Annotated in this window: 16 protein-coding genes and 1 tRNA gene; 14 read left to right on the forward strand and 3 right to left on the reverse strand. The window is 67.5% G+C overall.

What is annotated here, in order from left to right; translation table 11 throughout:
• Positions 1-20: 20 nt before the first annotated feature.
• Entirely contained in the window at positions 21-656 is a 636-nt protein-coding gene (locus tag ACTWP8_RS16870; protein ID WP_443322977.1) for an NAD(P)-dependent oxidoreductase, read from the reverse strand.
• 93 nt (positions 657-749) lie between these two features.
• Here ACTWP8_RS16870 and ACTWP8_RS16875 point away from each other — a divergent pair, with 93 nt between their 5' ends.
• Positions 750-1,355, forward strand: coding sequence for a TetR/AcrR family transcriptional regulator (locus tag ACTWP8_RS16875; RefSeq protein WP_443322978.1), 606 nt, complete (start codon positions 750-752; stop codon positions 1,353-1,355).
• A gap of 82 nt (positions 1,356-1,437) precedes the next feature.
• Here ACTWP8_RS16875 and ACTWP8_RS16880 read toward each other — a convergent pair whose 3' ends face one another.
• Both ACTWP8_RS16880 and ACTWP8_RS16885 read right to left on the reverse strand, forming a co-directional pair.
• Complete coding sequence (locus ACTWP8_RS16880; protein WP_443322979.1) at positions 1,438-2,475, reverse strand: adenosine deaminase; 1,038 nt, start codon at positions 2,473-2,475, stop codon at positions 1,438-1,440.
• Positions 2,476-2,583: 108 nt separating this feature from the next.
• Positions 2,584-3,819 carry a pyridoxal phosphate-dependent aminotransferase gene (locus tag ACTWP8_RS16885; RefSeq protein ID WP_443322980.1) on the reverse strand — a complete coding sequence of 412 codons (1,236 nt, stop codon included), beginning with the start codon at positions 3,817-3,819 and terminating at the stop codon, positions 2,584-2,586.
• Positions 3,820-4,009: 190 nt separating this feature from the next.
• On the opposite strand from ACTWP8_RS16885, the gene ACTWP8_RS16890 reads away from it, so the two are divergent.
• From ACTWP8_RS16890 to tuf, 13 genes are all read left to right on the forward strand, one after another.
• A tRNA-Trp gene (locus tag ACTWP8_RS16890) sits at positions 4,010-4,082 on the forward strand.
• Between the two features lie 109 nt (positions 4,083-4,191).
• Positions 4,192-4,482: a preprotein translocase subunit SecE gene (gene secE / locus ACTWP8_RS16895; protein ID WP_443319080.1), complete on the forward strand. Its 291-nt coding sequence runs from the start codon at positions 4,192-4,194 to the stop codon at positions 4,480-4,482.
• Positions 4,483-4,553: 71 nt separating this feature from the next.
• The gene (gene nusG / locus ACTWP8_RS16900) at positions 4,554-5,390 is read left to right on the forward strand and encodes a transcription termination/antitermination protein NusG (protein WP_443322981.1); all 837 of its coding nucleotides are present in this window, start codon (positions 4,554-4,556) and stop codon (positions 5,388-5,390) included.
• Positions 5,391-5,577: 187 nt separating this feature from the next.
• Positions 5,578-6,012, forward strand: a complete 435-nt coding sequence (gene rplK / locus ACTWP8_RS16905) for a 50S ribosomal protein L11 (RefSeq protein WP_055471151.1) — start codon at positions 5,578-5,580, stop codon at positions 6,010-6,012.
• A gap of 79 nt (positions 6,013-6,091) precedes the next feature.
• On the forward strand, positions 6,092-6,814 hold the full coding sequence (gene rplA / locus ACTWP8_RS16910) for a 50S ribosomal protein L1 (protein WP_443319078.1): 723 nt from the start codon (positions 6,092-6,094) through the stop codon (positions 6,812-6,814).
• Positions 6,815-7,126: 312 nt separating this feature from the next.
• A complete protein-coding gene (rplJ, locus tag ACTWP8_RS16915; RefSeq protein WP_443319077.1) occupies positions 7,127-7,684 on the forward strand; it encodes a 50S ribosomal protein L10 in 558 nt (185 codons plus the stop codon).
• A gap of 112 nt (positions 7,685-7,796) precedes the next feature.
• On the forward strand, positions 7,797-8,183 hold the full coding sequence (gene rplL, locus ACTWP8_RS16920; protein WP_443319076.1) for a 50S ribosomal protein L7/L12: 387 nt from the start codon (positions 7,797-7,799) through the stop codon (positions 8,181-8,183).
• 527 nt (positions 8,184-8,710) lie between these two features.
• A complete protein-coding gene (gene rpoB, locus ACTWP8_RS16925; RefSeq protein WP_443322982.1) occupies positions 8,711-12,196 on the forward strand; it encodes a DNA-directed RNA polymerase subunit beta in 3,486 nt (1,161 codons plus the stop codon).
• 128 nt (positions 12,197-12,324) lie between these two features.
• Entirely contained in the window at positions 12,325-16,224 is a 3,900-nt protein-coding gene (locus tag ACTWP8_RS16930; RefSeq protein ID WP_443322983.1) for a DNA-directed RNA polymerase subunit beta', read from the forward strand.
• A 331-nt stretch (positions 16,225-16,555) separates the two neighbouring features.
• Positions 16,556-16,927, forward strand: a complete 372-nt coding sequence (gene rpsL / locus ACTWP8_RS16935) for a 30S ribosomal protein S12 (RefSeq protein ID WP_003948652.1) — start codon at positions 16,556-16,558, stop codon at positions 16,925-16,927.
• 2 nt (positions 16,928-16,929) lie between these two features.
• Positions 16,930-17,400 carry a 30S ribosomal protein S7 gene (rpsG, locus tag ACTWP8_RS16940; RefSeq protein ID WP_443319073.1) on the forward strand — a complete coding sequence of 157 codons (471 nt, stop codon included), beginning with the start codon at positions 16,930-16,932 and terminating at the stop codon, positions 17,398-17,400.
• A 40-nt stretch (positions 17,401-17,440) separates the two neighbouring features.
• Complete coding sequence (gene fusA / locus ACTWP8_RS16945) at positions 17,441-19,561, forward strand: elongation factor G (protein WP_443322984.1); 2,121 nt, start codon at positions 17,441-17,443, stop codon at positions 19,559-19,561.
• A 218-nt stretch (positions 19,562-19,779) separates the two neighbouring features.
• Positions 19,780-20,973, forward strand: a complete 1,194-nt coding sequence (gene tuf, locus ACTWP8_RS16950; RefSeq protein ID WP_443322985.1) for an elongation factor Tu — start codon at positions 19,780-19,782, stop codon at positions 20,971-20,973.
• Positions 20,974-21,363: the final 390 nt, after the last annotated feature.

Below are 21,363 nucleotides of genomic sequence, written 5' to 3' on the forward strand. Positions count from 1 at the left end.
GAGGGCGACCCCGTACGTGGCTAGTACGCGACCCCCACCGCCTGCTTCACGGTCGCCGGGTCGTCGGCTATCGCCAGCATCGCGTGTGCCACATCCGCGCGCCCGATGCTCCCGCCGCGCGGCAGATTCGCGTTCAGCGCGGTCCGGTACACCCCGGTGAGCGCTCTGTTGGTCAGCTTGGGCGGGCGTACGGATGTCCAGTCCGTGGCGCTGCGCCGCATCTCGTCCTCCATCGCCCGCAGGTCGTCGTACACGCTGCGCAGCAGCCCCGAGATCAGCGGGAAGAGCACCCGGCGCTGCAGGAAGGAGTCGCCGTCCGGTACGGGACCGAGCGGCGCCGCGCTCACCGCGAGGAAGCGGCGCACCCCCTCGGCTTCCATGGCCCGCAGGATGCTGCGGGTGCCGGACTCGGCGATGCCGACCTTCCTGGGGCTGCGCGGGCCGAGGCCCGAGAACACCGCGTTCCGCCCCGCGATCGCCGGCCGCAGCGCCTCCGCGTCCCCGAGCCCGGCCGTCACGACCTGCAGTTCAGCGCCGGTCACCGTGAGCCGGGCCGGGTCGCGCACCACGGCCGTGACGCGGTGGCCCGCGTCCAGGGCCTGCCGGACGATCTCCTGCCCGACGCCCCCGGTCGCTCCGAACACCGTGAGATCCATTGCGTGTCCGCTCCCATCGGTGGGTAAGTATTCACTCACCCCACTATGGTGAGTAGACACTCACCCCTTCGTCAAGGCCTGATGGAGCAACCGATGCCAGCGCCGCCCCCCACCCGGGTCCGCATCCTCGACGCCGCTCATGAGCTCATGCTCACCATCGGCCTCGCCCGCGCCACCACCAAGGAGATCGCGAAGGCGGCCGGATGCTCCGAAGCCGCCCTCTACAAGCACTTCGCGAGCAAGGAGGACCTCTTCGTCCACGTCCTCGAAGAGCGGCTGCCCAGACTCGGCTCGCTGCTCGCCGAGCTCCAGCACGCCCCTGCGACGGGCAGCGTCGAGGAGAACCTCACCGAAATCGTCCGCAGGGCCGCCCTCTTCTACGAGTCGAGCGTGCCCATCGCCGCCTCCCTCTTCGCCGAGCCCGCCCTGCTGCGCCGCCACCGCGAGGGGCTGCGCAAACTCGGCGGGGACGCGGGCCCGCACCGCCCCCTCGATGCCCTCGCCGCCTATCTGCGCGCCGAACGCGACGCCGGCCGCATCCGCCAGGACGCCGACACCGACGCGGCCGCCGCCCTGCTGCTCGGCGCCTGCTACCAGCGCGGCTTCTTGAAGGGCTTCACGGGGGACGACGCCGCCGTCCCGCCGCTCGACGCGTTCGCCCCCACCGTGGCCCGCACGGTCCTGAACGGAATCGCCTAGTCCGGAGCCGACCTGCCCTCAGTCCGACCCGCCCTCAGTTCGGACCACGCTCTGTCCGTCCCGACCTCTGTCCGACCCGCCCTCAGCCGGCCAGCCAGTCGTCGATCCCGGCCAGCAGCTTCCCCTTCACGTCCTCCGGCGCCGCCGAGCCCCGCACCGACTGGCGCGCCAGTTCCGCGAGTTCCGCGTCCGCGAAGCCGTGGCGCGCGCGGGCCAGCTCGTACTGGTCCGCGAGGCGGGAGCCGAAGAGCAGCGGGTCGTCCGCGCCCAGCGCCATCGGGACCCCCGCGTCGAAGAGCGTCCGCAGCGGTACGTCCTCCGGCTTCTCGTAGACGCCGAGCGCCACGTTCGAGGACGGACAGACCTCGCAGGTCACCCCGCGCTCGGCCAGCTTGCGCAGCAGCCGCGGGTCCTCCGCTGCCCGCACGCCGTGCCCGATCCGCCCCGCGTCCAGGTCGTCGAGGCAGTCCCGGACGCTGCCGGGCCCGGACAGCTCCCCGCCGTGCGGGGCCGCGAGCAGCCCGCCGTCCCTGGCGATCGCGAAGGCCCGGTCGAAGTCGCGCGCGAAACCGCGGCGTTCGTCGTTGGAGAGGCCGAAGCCGACGACGCCCCGGTCCGCGTACCGGACCGCGAGCCGTGCCAGGGTCCGCGCGTCCAGCGGGTGCTTCGTACGGTTCGCCGCCACCAGCACCCGCATCCCCAGGCCCGTCTCCCGGGACGCCGTCTCCACCGCGTCGAGGATGATCTCCATGGCCGGGATCAGCCCGCCGAGCCGGGGCGCGTACGAGGTGGGGTCGACCTGGATCTCCAGCCAGCCCGACCCGTCCCGTACGTCCTCCTCGGCCGCCTCCAGGACCAGCCGCTGGATGTCCTCCGCGGACCGCAGACAGGACCGCGCGATGTCGTAGAGCCGCTGGAAGCGGAACCAGCCGCGCTCGTCGGTCGCCCGCAGCCTGGGAGGCTCGCCGCCGCTCAGCGCGTCGGGCAGATGGACGCCGTACTTCTCGGCGAGCTCCAGCAGCGTGCCGGGCCGCATCGACCCGGTGAAGTGCAGATGCAGATGAGCCTTGGGCAGGAGACGGACGGATCGAGCGCTTTCCATTGGAAGATCCTGCCGCATGGATCCGGCGTATCGGTAGGGGATTCCCTGAACGAGCCCGTGCCCGAAAACGAATGCGGGCCCCCGGCCGAAGCCGGAGGCCCGCTACTTCACGAATTCGAGAAGACCCTACTTCGCTTCGCCCAGCAGCTTCTGCAGCCGCGAGACGCCCTCGACCAGGTCCTCGTCGCCCAGCGCGTACGACAGCCGCAGGTAGCCCGGCGTGCCGAAGGCCTCGCCCGGCACGACCGCGACCTCGGCCTCCTCGAGGATCACCTCGGCGAGCTCCACGCTCGACCGCGGCCGCTTGCCGCGGATCTCCTTGCCGAGCAGCCCCTTCACCGAGGGGTACGCGTAGAAGGCGCCCTCCGGCTCCGGGCACACCACGCCGTCGATCTCGTTCAGCATCCGCACGATGGTGCGGCGGCGGCGGTCGAAGGCCGTCTTCATCTCCTCGACGGCGTCGAGGTCACCGGAGACCGCGGCGATGGCGGCGACCTGGGCGACGTTCGACACATTCGAGGTGGCGTGGGACTGCAGGTTGGTCGCGGCCTTGACCACGTCCTTGGGGCCGATGATCCAGCCCACGCGCCAGCCGGTCATCGCGTACGTCTTGGCCACGCCGTTGACGACGATGCACTTGTCGCGCAGCTCCGGAACGAGCGCGGGCAGCGAGGAGAACTCGGCGTCGCCGTAGACCAGGTGCTCGTAGATCTCGTCGGTGAGCACCCACAGGCCGTGCTCGGCGGCCCAGCGGCCGATCTCCTCGACCTGCTCGCGCGCGTAGACGGCACCGGTCGGGTTGGACGGCGACACGAACAGCACGACCTTCGTGCGCTCCGTGCGCGCGGCCTCCAGTTGCTCCACGCTCACGCGGTAGCCGGTCGTCTCGTCGGCGACGACCTCCACGGGCACGCCGCCGGCCAGCCGGATCGACTCGGGGTACGTGGTCCAGTACGGGGCCGGGACGATGACCTCGTCGCCCGGGTCCAGGATCGCGGCGAAGGCTTCGTAGATCGCCTGCTTGCCGCCGTTGGTCACCAGGATCTGCGCCGCCTCGACCTCGTAGCCGGAGTCGCGCAGCGTCTTGGCGGCGATGGCGGCCTTGAGCTCGGGGAGACCGCCGGCAGGCGTGTAGCGGTGGTACTTCGGGTTGCGGCAGGCCTCCACGGCGGCCTCGACGATGTAGCCGGGCGTCGGGAAGTCGGGCTCGCCCGCGCCGAAGCCGATCACGGGACGCCCGGCGGCCTTGAGGGCCTTGGCCTTGGCGTCCACGGCCAGGGTCGCGGACTCGGAGATCGCGCCGATACGGGCCGATACCCGTCGGTCGGTAGCGGACGTTGCGGGTGGAGTAGCAGCGGTCATGACTGCATCGTCGCAGACCCTGCCGCCGAGGGGCACTCAGGTATCCACAGGTATCCCGGGACCTCGCAGGTACGTGTTCGACGCCCGGCCGTGGACCACGTACACTCATGCGTCGTTGGCCTTCACCGGCCGCTCCGCCCTGCGCACTCCGTGCACCCGGGCGGATGCGGTACGTTGGGGGAAACAACAAAGGGTCGTAGCTCAATTGGTAGAGCACTGGTCTCCAAAACCAGCGGTTGGGGGTTCAAGTCCCTCCGGCCCTGCTCCGCACATTCTTCGTCAGGAATGTGCGTGCAGGTACGTACTGATTGCACCGCCGTGCGGCTCCACCGGGCGCGGCACGGCCACGACCCGGGATTCAGGTGAGGACGAGTGACGGCAGCCCCTGGCTCCACCGCGACGCCTGAAAGCGGTCGTCCCGAGGACGAGATCGCGACCAAGAAGGGTCGTCGCGGCGGTAAGCGCGGCAAGAAGGGTCCCCTGGGCCGACTTGCGCTCTTCTACCGACAGATCGTCGCGGAGCTTCGCAAGGTCGTCTGGCCGACCCGCAGCCAGCTGTCGACCTACACCACTGTGGTGATTGTCTTCGTTGTCATCATGATCGGCCTTGTGACCGTGATTGACTGGGGATTCTCCGAGGCCGTCAAGTACGTCTTCGGCTGATCCCGCGGAGGGAGTCCGCGGGACGAACCTCCGCCTGTTCCACCCCTTGAAGCCAGGAAGAAGCAGCCACCGTGTCTGACGACCCGAACCTGAACGACGCCACCGAGCCCGCCGAGGGCGACGAGGCAGCGGTCGACATCGTCGAGGCGGCCGACGAGGTCGACCAGGCCGAGGCTGCGGACGCAGCGGCGGGCGAGCCGGCCGAGGAAGCCGCCATGCACGTCGAGGACGAGGCCACCGCCGTGGCCGAGGTCGCCGAGGACGTGGCTCCGGAGGAGGAGGCCCCGGCTGTCGACCCGGTCGAGGCCCTGCGCGAGGAGCTGCGCACCCTCCCGGGCGAGTGGTACGTGATCCACACCTACGCGGGCTACGAGAAGCGCGTGAAGGCCAACCTGGAGCAGCGCGCCGTCTCGCTGAACGTCGAGGACTTCATCTACCAGGCCGAGGTGCCCGAGGAAGAGATCGTCCAGATCAAGAACGGCGAGCGGAAGAACGTACGCCAGAACAAGCTGCCCGGTTACGTGCTGGTGCGGATGGACCTGACGAACGAGTCGTGGGGCGTCGTCCGGAACACCCCGGGCGTCACCGGCTTCGTCGGCAACGCCTACGACCCGTACCCGCTGACCCTGGACGAGATCGTCAAGATGCTCGCCCCGGAGGCGGAGGAGGCCGCGGCCAAGGCCGCCGCCGCGGAGGCGGGCGTCCCGGCGCCGAGCCGCAAGGTCGAGGTCCAGGTGCTGGACTTCGAGGTCGGCGACTCGGTCACGGTCACCGACGGCCCGTTCGCGACGCTGCAGGCGACGATCAACGAGATCAACCCCGACTCGAAGAAGGTCAAGGGCCTGGTCGAGATCTTCGGCCGGGAGACCCCGGTCGAGCTGAGCTTCGACCAGATCCAGAAGAACTGAAGGCTCCGGACAGCGCCTTCCGCCGCTTCCGACTGCTTCCAGCCAGGTCGGACCAGCTCTCCGTGGGCTGGTCTGGCCTGGCTGGTTTTTGGCCGCGCAGCCCTACCCGTTATCGTTGTGCGGTATGCCTCCAACCGGATGATCCGGACTGGAGGCGAATCACCTCTCACTAGGACCCGGAGAGAGCATGCCTCCCAAGAAGAAGAAGGTCACGGGGCTGATCAAGCTCCAGATCCAGGCCGGTGCCGCCAACCCGGCTCCGCCGGTCGGCCCCGCGCTGGGTCAGCACGGCGTCAACATCATGGAGTTCTGCAAGGCCTACAACGCCGCGACCGAGTCGCAGCGTGGCATGGTCGTGCCGGTGGAGATCACGGTCTACGAGGACCGTTCCTTCACCTTCATCACCAAGACTCCGCCGGCCGCGAAGCTGATCCTCAAGGCCGCGGGTGTGGACAAGGGCTCTGGCGAGCCGCACAAGACCAAGGTCGCCAAGATCACCCGCGACCAGGTCCGCGACATCGCCACCACCAAGATGCCCGACCTGAACGCCAACGACCTGGACGCCGCCGAGAAGATCATCGCCGGCACCGCCCGTTCCATGGGCATCACGGTCGAGGGCTGATCACCCCCCTCAGCACCCCCGTGGAGGGGCCACGCGCTGGCCCGTACCACACCTCCGTATGACTGACGTAGGAGCAGCAGTGAAGCGCAGCAAGACTTTCCGCGCTGCGGACGCGAAGATCGACCGGGAGCGTGTGTACGCCCCGCTCGAGGCCGTCCGTCTCGCCAAGGAGACCTCCTCGACCAAGTTCGACGGCACCGTCGAGGTCGCCTTCCGCCTGGGCGTCGACCCGCGCAAGGCCGACCAGATGGTCCGCGGCACCGTGAACCTTCCGCACGGCACCGGTAAGACCGCCCGGGTCCTGGTCTTCGCGACCGGTGACCGTGCCGAGGCCGCGCGTGCCGCGGGCGCCGACATCGTCGGCGCCGACGAGCTCATCGACGAGGTGTCGAAGGGCCGCCTGGACTTCGACGCCGTCGTCGCCACCCCGGACCTCATGGGCAAGGTCGGCCGCCTGGGCCGCGTCCTCGGCCCCCGTGGTCTGATGCCGAACCCGAAGACCGGCACCGTCACTCCGGACGTGGCCAAGGCCGTGACCGAGATCAAGGGCGGCAAGATTGAGTTCCGTGTCGACAAGCACGCGAACCTGCACTTCATCATCGGCAAGGTCTCGTTCGACGAGGCCAAGCTGGTGGAGAACTACGGCGCGGCGCTGGAGGAGATCCTCCGTCTGAAGCCGTCCGCCGCGAAGGGCCGGTACATCAAGAAGGCCACCATCACCACCACGATGGGCCCCGGCATTCCGGTCGACGCCAACCGCACCCGTAACCTCCTCGCCGAGGAGGACGTGGCCGCCGTCTGATCCGTCGCCAGCGGCGCGCGAGCGAACCCGATCGGCCCCCGCACCCTTGCGTGCGGGGGCCGATTTGTGTACGGCCGCGTGGCCGCGTAATCTGTGCGAGAAGCCAAAGACCGCTGGTCGTTGCCGTGCCTCTGCAAGAGGGGGACGGCGGCCGAAGGATCCGCTAGCTGCGGACGACCCGCGTAGGTGAATGAGGATGAAGCTCCCGGGCGTCTGTCCGGTCGAGCCGAGCCCCGTGCGCCTGCGCCGGGGCGTTTGTTCTGTTCAGCCCCTTCCGAGCGGTCCTCATCACCCGGAAGGAGGCCGAGGCTCATGGCGAGGCCCGACAAGGTCGCAGCCGTCGAGGAGATGCGGGACAAGTTCCGTAACTCCAACGCCGCTGTTGTGACTGCGTACACCGGTCTTACCGTGGCACAGCTCAAGGAGCTGCGCCGTTCGCTCGGTGAGAACGCTCAGTACCGTGTGGTGAAGAACACGCTGACCAAGATCGCGGCCAACGAGGCCGGGATCAACACGCTCGACGACCTGTTCGCGGGTTCGTCGGCCGTCGCCTTCGTGACCGGTGACCCGGTCGAGGCGGCGAAGGGTCTCCGTGACTTCGCCAAGGAGAACCCCGCTCTCGTCATCAAGGGCGGTGTCCTTGACGGCAAGGCGCTGACCGCTGACGAGATCAAGAAGCTCGCGGACCTCGAGTCCCGTGAGGTGCTGCTCGCCAAGCTGGCCGGTGGCATGAAGGCGTCCATGGCCAAGGCCGCGGCGACCTTCCAGGCCCCGCTCTCGAAGTTCGTCCGCACCGCGGACGCCCTTCGCAGCAAGGTCGAGCAGGGCGGTGCCGGTACGCCGGCTCCCGCCGAGGCCGACGCGGAGTAACCGACTCCCGTCTGTCGCAGCGGGCCCGTAACCAAGTGATGCCGTAGGCATACGCCCGCCCAAGAAGTGCAGTACACCCGGCACCAGCCGAATTAGTGGAAGGACCGCCACCATGGCGAAGCTCAGCCAGGACGAGCTGCTCGAGCAGTTCAGCGAGATGACCCTCATCGAGCTCTCCGAGTTCGTGAAGGCCTTCGAGGAGAAGTTCGACGTCGAGGCCGCCGCGCCGGTCGCCGTCGCCGCCGCCGGTGCGCCGGGCGCCCCGGTCGCCGAGGCCGAGCCGGAGAAGGACGAGTTCGACGTCGTCCTCACCGGTGCGGGCGACAAGAAGATCCAGGTCATCAAGGTCGTGCGTGAGCTGACCTCGCTGGGTCTGAAGGAGGCCAAGGACCTCGTCGACGGCACCCCGAAGCCGGTTCTCGAGAAGGTCAACAAGGAGCAGGCCGACAAGGCCGCCGAGTCCCTCAAGGGCGCCGGCGCGTCCGTCGAGGTCAAGTGACCTTCTGAAGGCTCACGACTCGTTCGCCGAGGGCGATCACCCGAACGGGTGGTCGCCCTCGGACGTTGCCGCACAGGGTCCCTTGCCCCCTGCTGCATGGCGGGTATGGTGATCTTCGTTGCCTGGTCTGCGGGCCTCCCGGACGATCTCTGGGAGGCGGGGGGCCTTGACGAACGGCACGCAGCGCGCAATTCTCAGGACGCGTCGTCACACCGATCCAGGATTCCGAGGCATGGATCGCAGACGAAGAGGGCAGGATCGATATGCGCTTCCAGCGCGTGGCTTGCAGGCGATGAAGAACAACGAGGGACGCACCCCGGGGTCCGGGGAACCGGTCTGGACATCAGTGGGCCAAGTGGCTACACTGACCCTTTGCGCTGCCTGTTAGCTGCTCCCTGCCCGTCACCAGGGGCAAGCCCACGTTCGATCATTATTGAATGGACTCCCTGACCTGGGAATTCTGCCGGTGTGTATCGAACTGGACCGGTACGCGCGTAGTGAGTCCGAGCCCTCGGAAGGACCCCCTCTTGGCCGCCTCGCGCAACGCCTCGACTGCCAATACGAACAACGGCGCCAGCACCGCCCCGCTGCGCATCTCTTTTGCGAAGATCAAGGAGCCCCTCGAGGTTCCGAACCTCCTTGCGCTGCAAACCGAGAGCTTCGACTGGCTGCTCGGCAATGCCGCCTGGAAGGCTCGCGTCGAGTCGGCCCTGGAGAGTGGACAGGACGTCCCCACCAAGTCCGGTCTGGAGGAGATCTTCGAAGAGATCTCCCCGATCGAGGACTTCTCCGGGTCGATGTCGCTGACCTTCCGCGACCACCGCTTCGAGCCGCCGAAGAACTCGATCGACGAGTGCAAGGAGCGCGACTTCACCTACGCGGCTCCGCTGTTCGTCACCGCGGAATTCACCAACAACGAGACCGGTGAGATCAAGTCCCAGACGGTCTTCATGGGTGACTTCCCCCTCATGACCAACAAGGGCACCTTCGTGATCAACGGCACCGAGCGTGTCGTCGTATCGCAGCTGGTCCGCTCTCCCGGTGTCTACTTCGACAGCTCCATCGACAAGACGTCCGACAAGGACATCTTCTCCGCCAAGATCATCCCCTCCCGGGGTGCCTGGCTCGAGATGGAGATCGACAAGCGCGACATGGTCGGTGTCCGCATCGACCGCAAGCGCAAGCAGTCCGTGACCGTCCTCCTCAAGGCGCTCGGCTGGACCACCGAGCAGATCCTCGAGGAGTTCGGCGAGTACGAGTCCATGCGCGCCACCCTGGAGAAGGACCACACCCAGGGCCAGGACGACGCGCTGCTCGACATCTACCGCAAGCTGCGGCCGGGCGAGCCGCCGACCCGCGAGGCCGCGCAGACCCTGCTCGAGAACCTCTACTTCAACCCGAAGCGCTACGACCTCGCGAAGGTCGGCCGCTACAAGGTGAACAAGAAGCTCGGCGGGGACCAGCCGCTCGACGCCGGCGTGCTGACCACGGACGACGTCATCGCGACGATCAAGTACCTGGTCAAGCTGCACGCGGGTGAGATCGAGACGGTCGGCGAGAACGGCAGCCAGATCGTCGTCGAGACCGACGACATCGACCACTTCGGCAACCGCCGTCTGCGCAACGTCGGCGAGCTCATCCAGAACCAGGTCCGTACGGGTCTGGCGCGGATGGAGCGCGTCGTGCGCGAGCGCATGACGACCCAGGACGTCGAGGCGATCACGCCGCAGACCCTGATCAACATCCGGCCGGTCGTCGCCTCCATCAAGGAGTTCTTCGGCACCAGCCAGCTCTCCCAGTTCATGGACCAGACCAACCCGCTGTCGGGTCTGACCCACAAGCGCCGCCTGTCGGCGCTGGGTCCGGGCGGTCTGTCCCGTGAGCGGGCGGGCTTCGAGGTCCGTGACGTGCACCCGTCGCACTACGGCCGCATGTGCCCGATCGAGACGCCCGAGGGCCCGAACATCGGTCTGATCGGCTCGCTCGCCTCGTACGGCCGGGTCAACGCGTTCGGCTTCGTCGAGACGCCGTACCGCAAGGTCGACGAGAAGGGTGTCGTCACCGATGAGGTGAACTTCCTCACCGCGGACGAGGAGGACCGCTTCGTCATCGCGCAGGCCAACGCGCCGCTGACGGACGACAACCACTTCGCCGAGGCCCGCGTGCTGGTCCGCCGCCGTGGCGGCGAGGTCGACTACGTGCCGGGCACCGACGTGGACTACATGGACGTCTCGCCGCGCCAGATGGTGTCGGTCGCGACGGCCATGATCCCGTTCCTCGAGCACGACGACGCCAACCGCGCGCTCATGGGATCGAACATGATGCGCCAGGCCGTGCCGCTCATCCGGGCCGAGGCCCCGCTGGTCGGCACCGGCATGGAGTACCGCTGCGCGGTCGACGCGGGCGACGTCATCAAGGCCGAGAAGGCGGGTGTGGTCCAGGAGGTCTCCGCGGACTACGTCACCGTCGCCAACGACGACGGCACGTACACCACCTACCGGGTGGCCAAGTTCAACCGCTCCAACCAGGGCACTTCCTTCAACCAGAAGGTCGTCGTGGACGAGGGCGCGCGGGTGATCGAGGGCCAGGTCCTCGCCGACGGTCCGTCCACGGACGAGGGCGAGATGGCGCTCGGCAAGAACCTGCTCGTGGCGTTCATGCCGTGGGAGGGCCACAACTACGAGGACGCGATCATCCTCAGCCAGCGCCTGGTGCAGGACGACGTCCTCTCCTCGATCCACATCGAGGAGCACGAGGTCGACGCCCGCGACACCAAGCTCGGCCCCGAGGAGATCACCCGGGACATCCCGAACGTCTCCGAGGAGGTCCTCGCCGACCTCGACGAGCGCGGCATCATCCGCATCGGTGCCGAGGTCGTCGCGGGCGACATCCTGGTCGGCAAGGTCACCCCGAAGGGCGAGACCGAGCTGACCCCGGAGGAGCGCCTGCTCCGTGCGATCTTCGGTGAGAAGGCCCGTGAGGTCCGTGACACCTCGCTGAAGGTGCCGCACGGCGAGACCGGCAAGGTCATCGGCGTGCGCGTTTTCGACCGCGAGGAGGGCGACGAGCTGCCGCCGGGCGTGAACCAGCTGGTCCGCGTCTACGTCGCGCAGAAGCGCAAGATCACCGACGGTGACAAGCTCGCCGGCCGCCACGGCAACAAGGGCGTCATCTCCAAGATCCTTCCGGTCGAGGACATGCCGTTCCTGGAGGACGGCACCCCGGTCGACATCATCCTCAACCCGCTGGGCGTCCCGTCCCGGATGAACCCGGGACAGGTCCTGGAGATCCACCTCGGCTGGCTCGCCAGCCAGGGCTGGAAGGTCGAGGGCAACGAGGACTGGATGAAGCGCCTCCAGGTCATCGGCGCCGACGAGGTGCAGCCCGGTACCAACGTCGCCACCCCGGTGTTCGACGGTGCGCGCGAGGACGAGATCGCCGGCCTCTTCGAGGCGACGGTCCCGAACCGGGACGGCGACCGGCTCGTCCTGCCCTCCGGCAAGGCCCGGTTGTACGACGGCCGCTCCGGCGAGCCCTTCCCGGACCCGATCTCGGTCGGGTACATGTACATCCTCAAGCTGCACCACCTGGTCGACGACAAGCTGCACGCCCGGTCGACCGGCCCGTACTCGATGATCACCCAGCAGCCGCTGGGTGGTAAGGCCCAGTTCGGTGGCCAGCGCTTCGGCGAGATGGAGGTGTGGGCCCTCGAGGCCTACGGCGCCGCCTACGCCCTCCAGGAGCTGCTGACCATCAAGTCCGACGACGTCACCGGCCGCGTGAAGGTCTACGAGGCCATCGTCAAGGGCGAGAACATCCCTGAGCCCGGCATCCCCGAGTCCTTCAAGGTGCTCATCAAGGAGATGCAGTCCCTGTGCCTCAACGTGGAGGTGCTGTCCTCGGACGGCATGTCCATCGAGATGCGCGACACCGACGAGGACGTCTTCCGCGCTGCGGAGGAGCTCGGTATCGACCTGTCCCGGCGCGAGCCGAGCAGCGTCGAAGAGGTCTGACGGGTCTGGACGGGGCTCCCAACGTGAGCCCCGTCCTCCCCCAGAGCCTGAACGGCCTGGGGGGACCCCCATCCGGACCCTGAGTCAGACCCCTGAAGACACGACCCCGAAAGAGGGATTGACGACAAGTGCTCGACGTCAACTTCTTCGACGAGCTGCGGATCGGCCTGGCCACCGCTGACGACATCCGTCAGTGGTCGCACGGTGAGGTCAAGAAGCCGGAGACCATCAACTACCGCACCCTCAAGCCCGAAAAGGACGGACTCTTCTGCGAGAAGATCTTCGGTCCGACCCGGGACTGGGAGTGCTACTGCGGTAAGTACAAGCGCGTCCGCTTCAAGGGCATCATCTGCGAGCGCTGCGGCGTCGAGGTCACTCGCGCCAAGGTGCGACGCGAGCGGATGGGCCACATCGAGCTGGCCGCCCCCGTGACACACATCTGGTACTTCAAGGGCGTCCCGTCGCGCCTGGGCTACCTGCTCGACCTCGCCCCGAAGGACCTCGAGAAGGTCATCTACTTCGCCGCCTACATGATCACGTGGGTGGACGAGGAGCGCCGTACGCGCGACCTGCCCTCGCTGGAGGCCCATGTCTCCGTCGAGCGCCAGCAGGTCGAGCAGCGCCGCGACGCCGATCTCGAGGCCCGCGCCAAGAAGCTCGAGGCCGACCTGGCCGAGCTCGAGGCCGAGGGTGCCAAGGCCGACGTGCGCCGCAAGGTGCGCGAGGGTGCCGAGCGCGAGATGAAGCAGCTGCGCGACCGGGCCCAGCGCGAGATCGACCGTCTCGACGAGGTGTGGACCCGCTTCAAGAACCTCAAGGTCCAGGACCTCGAGGGCGACGAGCTGCTCTACCGCGAGCTGCGGGACCGCTTCGGCACGTACTTCGACGGCTCCATGGGCGCCGCTGCTCTGCAGAAGCGCCTGGAGACCTTCAACCTCGACGAGGAGGCGGAGCGCCTCCGCGAGATCATCCGGACCGGGAAGGGCCAGAAGAAGACCCGTGCGCTCAAGCGCCTCAAGGTCGTCTCCGCCTTCCTGCAGACCAGCAACAGCCCCAAGGGCATGGTGCTGGACTGCGTCCCGGTGATCCCGCCGGACCTGCGCCCGATGGTGCAGCTGGACGGTGGCCGCTTCGCGACCTCCGACCTGAACGACCTGTACCGCCGCGTCATCAACCGGAACAACCGCCTCAAGCGGCTTCTCGACCTCGGCGCGCCCGAGATCATCGTGAACAACGAGAAGCGGATGCTGCAGGAGGCCGTCGACGCGCTGTTCGACAACGGCCGCCGCGGCCGGCCGGTGACCGGCCCGGGCAACCGCCCGCTGAAGTCGCTGTCCGACATGCTCAAGGGCAAGCAGGGCCGGTTCCGTCAGAACCTGCTCGGCAAGCGCGTCGACTACTCGGCCCGTTCGGTCATCGTCGTCGGCCCGCAGCTCAAGCTGCACCAGTGCGGTCTGCCCAAGGCCATGGCGCTGGAGCTCTTCAAGCCGTTCGTGATGAAGCGCCTGGTTGACCTCAACCACGCGCAGAACATCAAGTCGGCCAAGCGCATGGTCGAGCGCGGCCGTACGGTCGTGTACGACGTGCTGGAAGAGGTCATCGCCGAGCACCCGGTGCTGCTCAACCGTGCGCCGACCCTGCACCGCCTCGGCATCCAGGCCTTCGAGCCGCAGCTGGTCGAGGGCAAGGCCATTCAGATCCACCCGCTCGTCTGCACCGCGTTCAACGCGGACTTCGACGGTGACCAGATGGCCGTGCACCTGCCGCTGTCCGCGGAGGCCCAGGCCGAGGCCCGCATCCTGATGCTGTCCTCGAACAACATCCTCAAGCCCGCCGACGGCCGCCCGGTCACCATGCCGACCCAGGACATGGTGCTCGGCCTGTTCTTCCTCACCACCGACGAGGCGGAGCGGGACGTCAAGGGCGAGGGCCGCTCGTTCTCCTCGGTCGCCGAGGCGATCATGGCGTTCGACGCCCGGGAGCTCTCGCTCCAGGCGAAGGTCGACATCCGCTTCCCGATCGGCACCGTCCCGCCCCGCGGCTGGACCCCGCCGGTTCCGGAGGAGGGTGAGCCGGAGTGGCAGCCGGGCGACAGCTTCACGCTGCGCACGACCCTGGGCCGCGCGCTCTTCAACGAGCTGCTGCCCGAGGACTACCCGTTCGTCGACTACTCGGTGGGCAAGAAGCAGCTCTCCGAGATCGTCAACGACCTCGCCGAGCGCTACCCGAAGGTCATCGTGGCGGCGACGCTCGACAACCTGAAGGCGGCGGGCTTCCACTGGGCCACCCGCTCCGGTGTCACCGTCGCGGTCACCGACATCGTCGTGCCCGAGGCCAAGAAGGCCATCATCACGGGCTACGAGGCGCAGGACGAGAAGGTCCAGAAGCAGTACGAGCGCGGTCTGATCACCAAGGACGAGCGCACGCAGGAGCTCATCGCGATCTGGACCAAGGCGACCAACGAGGTTGCCGAGGCGATGACCGCGAACTTCCCGAAGACCAACCCCATCTTCATGATGGTCAACTCGGGTGCTCGCGGAAACATGATGCAGATGCGTCAGATCGCGGGTATGCGTGGGCTGGTGTCCAACGCGAAGAACGAGACCATCCCGCGGCCCATCAAGGCGTCGTTCCGTGAGGGTCTCTCCGTGCTGGAGTACTTCATCTCCACGCACGGTGCACGTAAGGGTCTCGCGGACACCGCCCTGCGTACCGCCGACTCGGGTTACCTGACCCGTCGTCTGGTCGACGTCTCGCAGGACGTGATCATCCGCGAGGAGGACTGCGGCACCGACCGCGGCCTCAAGCTGGTGATCGCCTCCAAGGGCGCCGACGGCGTGCTGCGCAAGGCCGAGAACGTCGAGACCAGCGTGTACGCGCGCTGCCTCGCCGAGGACATCGTCGTCGACGGCAAGGTGCTGGCCCCGGCCGGCACCGACCTGGGCGACGTGCTCATCGACGAGCTGGTCCGGCACGGCGTCGGGACGGTCAAGACCCGCTCGGTCCTGACCTGCGAGTCCGCGGTCGGCACCTGCGCCATGTGCTACGGCCGCTCCCTGGCCACCGGCAAGCTGGTGGACATCGGCGAGGCCGTCGGCATCATCGCGGCCCAGTCCATCGGTGAGCCCGGCACCCAGCTGACGATGCGTACCTTCCACACCGGTGGTGTGGCCGGTGACGACATCACCCAGGGTCTGCCGCGTGTCGTCGAGCTCTTCGAGGCCCGTACGCCCAAGGGCGTCGCGCCGATCTCGGAGGCCGCCGGCCGCGTCCGGATCGAGGAGACCGAGAAGACCAAGAAGCTCGTCGTCACCCCGGACGACGGCTCCGACGAGACCTCGTACGGCGTCTCGAAGCGAGCCCGGCTCCTGGTGGGCGAGGGCGACCACGTCGAGGTCGGCCAGCCGCTGACCGTCGGTGCGGTCAACCCGCACGACGTGCTGCGGATCCTCGGCCAGCGGGCCGTCCAGGTCCACCTGGTCGGCGAGGTCCAGAAGGTCTACAACTCGCAGGGTGTGTCGATCCACGACAAGCACATCGAGATCATCATCCGGCAGATGCTGCGCCGCGTGACGATCATCGAGTCCGGCGACGCGGAGTTGCTGCCGGGCGAGCTCGTGGAGCGCACGCGCTTCGAGGGTGAGAACCGCCGTGTCGTCCAGGAAGGCGGCCACCCGGCCTCCGGCCGTCCGCAGCTGATGGGTATCACCAAGGCCTCGCTGGCGACCGAGTCCTGGCTGTCGGCGGCGTCCTTCCAGGAGACGACCAGGGTCCTGACCGACGCGGCGATCAACGCCAAGTCGGACTCCCTGATCGGCCTCAAGGAGAACGTGATCATCGGTAAGCTCATCCCGGCCGGTACGGGCCTGTCCCGCTACCGCAACATCCGGGTCGAGCCGACCGAGGAGGCGAAGGCCGCGATGTACTCGGCTGTCGGCTACGACGACATCGACTACTCGCCCTTCGGCACGGGCTCCGGCCAGGCGGTTCCGCTGGAGGACTACGACTACGGTCCGTACAACCAGTAAGGCGATCCGTCCGCAAGGACGTCCACAGGGCGGCCACCCCATGGCGGGGTGGCCGCCCTGTGTCGTATGTTGCAAGCCGGTGTGTCCTGCACAGGGTGCTTTTGTTTTGACCGGAGCCGGTGCTATAGGTACGCTCTGACCTTGTGCCTGGGGTGTGCCCGGGTTCTTGTGCGTGCAATCGACCGCACGGGATGCCGAGGCCGAAGCGCCGTCCACATACGCACTTTCCGCCCTGCGGGAGTCGTATGAGGTACGCGACACACCCGACCGCGTGGGTCGGAGAAGCCCCAGGTTAGCTTCACTGATACGGCACACAGAAACCGGAGAAACGGTGCCTACGATCCAGCAGCTGGTCCGCAAGGGCCGGCAGGACAAGGTCGAAAAGAACAAGACGCCCGCACTTGAGGGTTCGCCTCAGCGCCGCGGCGTCTGCACGCGCGTGTTCACGACCACCCCGAAGAAGCCGAACTCGGCCCTGCGTAAGGTCGCGCGTGTGCGTCTGACCAGCGGGATCGAGGTCACCGCTTATATCCCGGGTGAGGGACACAACCTGCAGGAGCACTCCATCGTGCTCGTGCGTGGTGGCCGTGTGAAGGACCTGCCGGGTGTTCGCTACAAGATCATCCGCGGTTCGCTCGACACCCAGGGTGTCAAGAACCGCAAGCAGGCCCGCAGCCGTTACGGCGCCAAGAAGGAGAAGTAAGCATGCCTCGTAAGGGCCCCGCCCCGAAGCGCCCGGTCATCATCGACCCGGTCTACGGCTCTCCTCTGGTCACCTCGCTCATCAACAAGGTGCTGCTGAACGGCAAGCGCTCCACCGCCGAGCGCATCGTCTACGGCGCCATGGAGGGCCTGCGCGAGAAGACCGGCAACGACCCGGTCATCACGCTCAAGCGCGCCCTGGAGAACGTGAAGCCGACCCTCGAGGTCCGCTCCCGCCGCGTCGGTGGCGCCACCTACCAGGTGCCGGTCGAGGTCCGCCCCGGCCGCTCCTCCACCCTCGCTCTGCGCTGGCTCGTGGGCTACTCCCGCGCCCGCCGCGAGAAGACCATGACCGAGCGCCTGATGAACGAGCTGCTGGACGCCAGCAACGGTCTCGGCGCCTCCGTCAAGCGTCGCGAGGACACCCACAAGATGGCCGAGTCCAACAAGGCCTTCGCGCACTACCGCTGGTAGTCGCTAACCCACATCGAGATCCGAGAGAAGACTGAGCCTTATGGCTACCACTTCGCTTGACCTGGCCAAGGTCCGCAATATCGGGATCATGGCCCACATCGACGCGGGCAAGACGACGACCACCGAGCGGATCCTGTTCTACACCGGTGTCTCCTACAAGATCGGTGAAGTCCACGACGGCGCTGCCACGATGGACTGGATGGAGCAGGAGCAGGAGCGCGGCATCACGATCACCTCGGCCGCGACGACCTGTCACTGGCCGCTGGACAATGTCGACCACACGATCAACATCATCGACACCCCTGGCCACGTCGACTTCACGGTCGAGGTGGAGCGCTCGCTGCGCGTGCTCGACGGTGCTGTGACGGTGTTCGACGGCGTTGCCGGTGTCGAGCCCCAGTCCGAGACGGTGTGGCGTCAGGCGGACCGCTATGGCGTTCCGCGTATCTGCTTCGTCAACAAGCTCGACCGCACCGGCGCCGAGTTCCACCGCTGCGTCGACATGATCGTCGACCGGCTGGGCGCGACGCCGCTGGTCATGCAGCTGCCGATCGGCACCGAGGCGGACTTCAGGGGTGTCGTCGACCTGGTTCGTATGAAGGCTCTGGTGTGGTCCGCCGAGGCCACCAAGGGCGAGATGTACGACACCGTCGACATCCCGGACACCCACGTCGAGGCGGCCGACGAGTGGCGCGGCAAGCTGCTCGAGGCCGTCGCCGAGAACGACGAGGAGATGATGGAGCTGTACCTCGAGGGCGAGGAGCCCACCGAGGAGCAGCTGATCGCGGCGATCCGCCGCATCACCATCAACTCCGGCAAGGGCGGCGACACCACGGTCACGCCGGTGTTCTGCGGTACCGCGTTCAAGAACAAGGGCGTTCAGCCCCTGCTCGACGCGGTCGTGCGGTACCTGCCGTCGCCGATCGACATCGAGGCGATCGAGGGCCACGCGGTCAACGACCCGGAGCAGGTCGTCAGCCGCAAGCCGTCCGAGGACGAGCCGTTCTCCGGTCTCGCCTTCAAGATCATGAGCGACCCGCACCTCGGCAAGCTCACCTTCGTCCGGGTCTACTCGGGCCGCATGGTGACCGGCACCCAGGTGCAGAACTCCGTGAAGGGCAAGAAGGAGCGCATCGGCAAGATCTACCGGATGCACGCGAACAAGCGTGAGGAGATCGAGTCGGTGGGTGCCGGTGACATCGTCGCCGTCATGGGTCTCAAGCAGACCACCACCGGTGAGACCCTCTGCGACGCGTCGAACCCGGTGATCCTGGAGTCGATGGACTTCCCGGCCCCGGTGATTCAGGTCGCCATCGAGCCCAAGTCGAAGGGCGACCAGGAGAAGCTGGGCGTCGCGATCCAGCGGCTGGCCGAGGAGGACCCGTCCTTCCAGGTCAACACCGACGAGGAGACCGGCCAGACGATCATCGCGGGTATGGGCGAGCTGCACCTCGATGTGCTGGTCGACCGTATGAAGCGCGAGTTCCGGGTCGAGGCGAACGTCGGCAAGCCGCAGGTCGCGTACCGCGAGACGCTGCGCAAGGCCGTCGACAGGGTCGACTACACGCACAAGAAGCAGACTGGTGGTTCCGGCCAGTTCGCGAAGGTGCAGATCGCGATCGAGCCTCTCGACGGTGAGGGCTACCAGTTCGAGAACAAGGTCACCGGTGGCCGTATCCCGCGGGAGTACATCCCGTCCGTGGACGCGGGCTGCCAGGAGGCCATGGAGTTCGGCGTGCTGGCCGGCTACCCGCTGACCGGCGTGAAGGTGACGCTGCTCGACGGCGCCTACCACGACGTCGACTCCTCCGAGCTCGCGTTCAAGATCGCCGGTTCGATGGCCTTCAAGGAGGCCGCGCGCAAGGCCAGCCCGGCCCTGCTCGAGCCGATGATGAAGGTCGAGGTCACGACGCCCGAGGACTACATGGGCGACGTGATCGGCGACATCAACTCCCGCCGCGGGCAGATCCAGTCCATGGAGGACCGGGCCGGCGCCAAGCTGGTCACCGGTCTGGTTCCGCTGTCGGAGATGTTCGGCTACGTCGGAGACCTGCGCAGCAAGACCTCTGGTCGTGCGAGCTACTCCATGCAGTTCGACTCCTACGCCGAGGTTCCCAGGAACGTGGCGGAGGAGATCATCGCGAAGGCCAAGGGTGAGTAACGGGGCTTCGCCCACGTTTCTTACGCTTTAGGCTGGAGCAAAGGCATCGGGGCATTCCGCCGTAAAGTGTTCGCACTTTACGGCGGGCCCCGCCGCCGGCCCCCAAGCGAATACGGCCAAGGGCATCCCCTCGGGGTCCTGGTCGGGTTCGGTAAGACCACCTGAACCCACTCGCAAAGCGCGGGTGGAGTACAGCACCAGTCCACAGGAGGACCCCAGTGGCGAAGGCGAAGTTCGAGCGGACTAAGCCGCACGTCAACATCGGCACCATCGGTCACATCGACCACGGTAAGACCACTCTTACCGCGGCGATCACCAAGGTGCTGCACGACGCGTACCCGGAGCTGAATGAGGCCTCGGCCTTCGATCAGATCGACAAGGCTCCTGAGGAGCGCCAGCGCGGTATCACGATCTCCATCGCGCACGTCGAGTACCAGACGGAGACGCGTCACTACGCCCACGTTGACTGCCCGGGTCACGCGGACTACATCAAGAACATGATCACCGGTGCGGCGCAGATGGACGGCGCCATCCTCGTGGTCGCCGCCACCGACGGCCCGATGCCGCAGACCAAGGAGCACGTGCTCCTGGCCCGCCAGGTCGGCGTTCCGTACATCGTCGTCGCCCTGAACAAGGCCGACATGGTGGACGACGAGGAGATCCTGGAGCTCGTCGAGCTCGAGGTCCGCGAGCTGCTCTCCGAGTACGAGTTCCCGGGTGACGAGGTTCCGGTCGTCAAGGTCTCGGCGCTCAAGGCGCTCGAGGGCGACAAGGAGTGGGGCGAGTCCGTCCTCAACCTGATGAAGGCTGTCGACGAGTCGATCCCGACTCCGGAGCGCGACGTCGAGAAGCCGTTCCTGATGCCGATCGAGGACGTCTTCACCATCACCGGCCGCGGCACGGTCGTCACCGGCCGTATCGAGCGTGGTGTCCTCAAGGTCAACGAGAACGTCGACATCATCGGTATCAAGCCGGAGAAGACCTCCACGACGGTCACCGGTATCGAGATGTTCCGCAAGCTGCTCGACGAGGGTCAGGCCGGTGAGAACGTCGGTCTGCTGCTCCGCGGCATCAAGCGTGAGGACGTCGAGCGCGGCCAGGTCATCATCAAGCCGGGCACGGTCACCCCGCACACCGAGTTCGAGGCCCAGGCGTACATCCTGTCGAAGGACGAGGGCGGCCGCCACACCCCGTTCTTCAACAACTACCGCCCGCAGTTCTACTTCCGTACGACTGACGTGACCGGCGTGGTGACCCTCCCCGAGGGCACCGAGATGGTCATGCCGGGCGACAACACCTCCATGTCCGTCCAGCTGATCCAGCCGGTCGCCATGGAGGAGGGCCTGAAGTTCGCCATCCGTGAGGGTGGCCGGACCGTCGGCGCCGGCCAGGTCACCAAGATCACCAAGTGACCCGGCGCTCCTAGGAGCAACCGATGAAAGGCCCCGTACACCCAGTGTGTACGGGGCCTCTTCGCGTGGTATATGCGCCGATTGGCGTTGGCGAGTCGGCGTGTGGCACACTGTCCAGGTTGCTCGGTTGAGTGCCGATGCTGCGCGCCTCCCGCCGGGAGGACTGGAAGCGAGTCCCGCAGTACTCGTCACCCCTTCTCAGGGGTGGAAGTACGGGAATCTTCCGGGAAGCGTCAGCGGGGCACCGGCCAGGCACCCGGTGGGTCTCACCCCCGGCCCCGCGGCTCGTGCCCCGCACCCCCCTCGCAGGGAATCTCTCACGGGATATCTGTTTGGCGGGACTGCGACACGCCCGACCGCGGGGGTCGGAGAAGAAGGGCCTGCCGGGTC

Origin of the sequence: Streptomyces sp. 7N604, from assembly GCF_052245475.1 — a bacterium.
Lineage (GTDB): Bacteria > Actinomycetota > Actinomycetes > Streptomycetales > Streptomycetaceae > Streptomyces.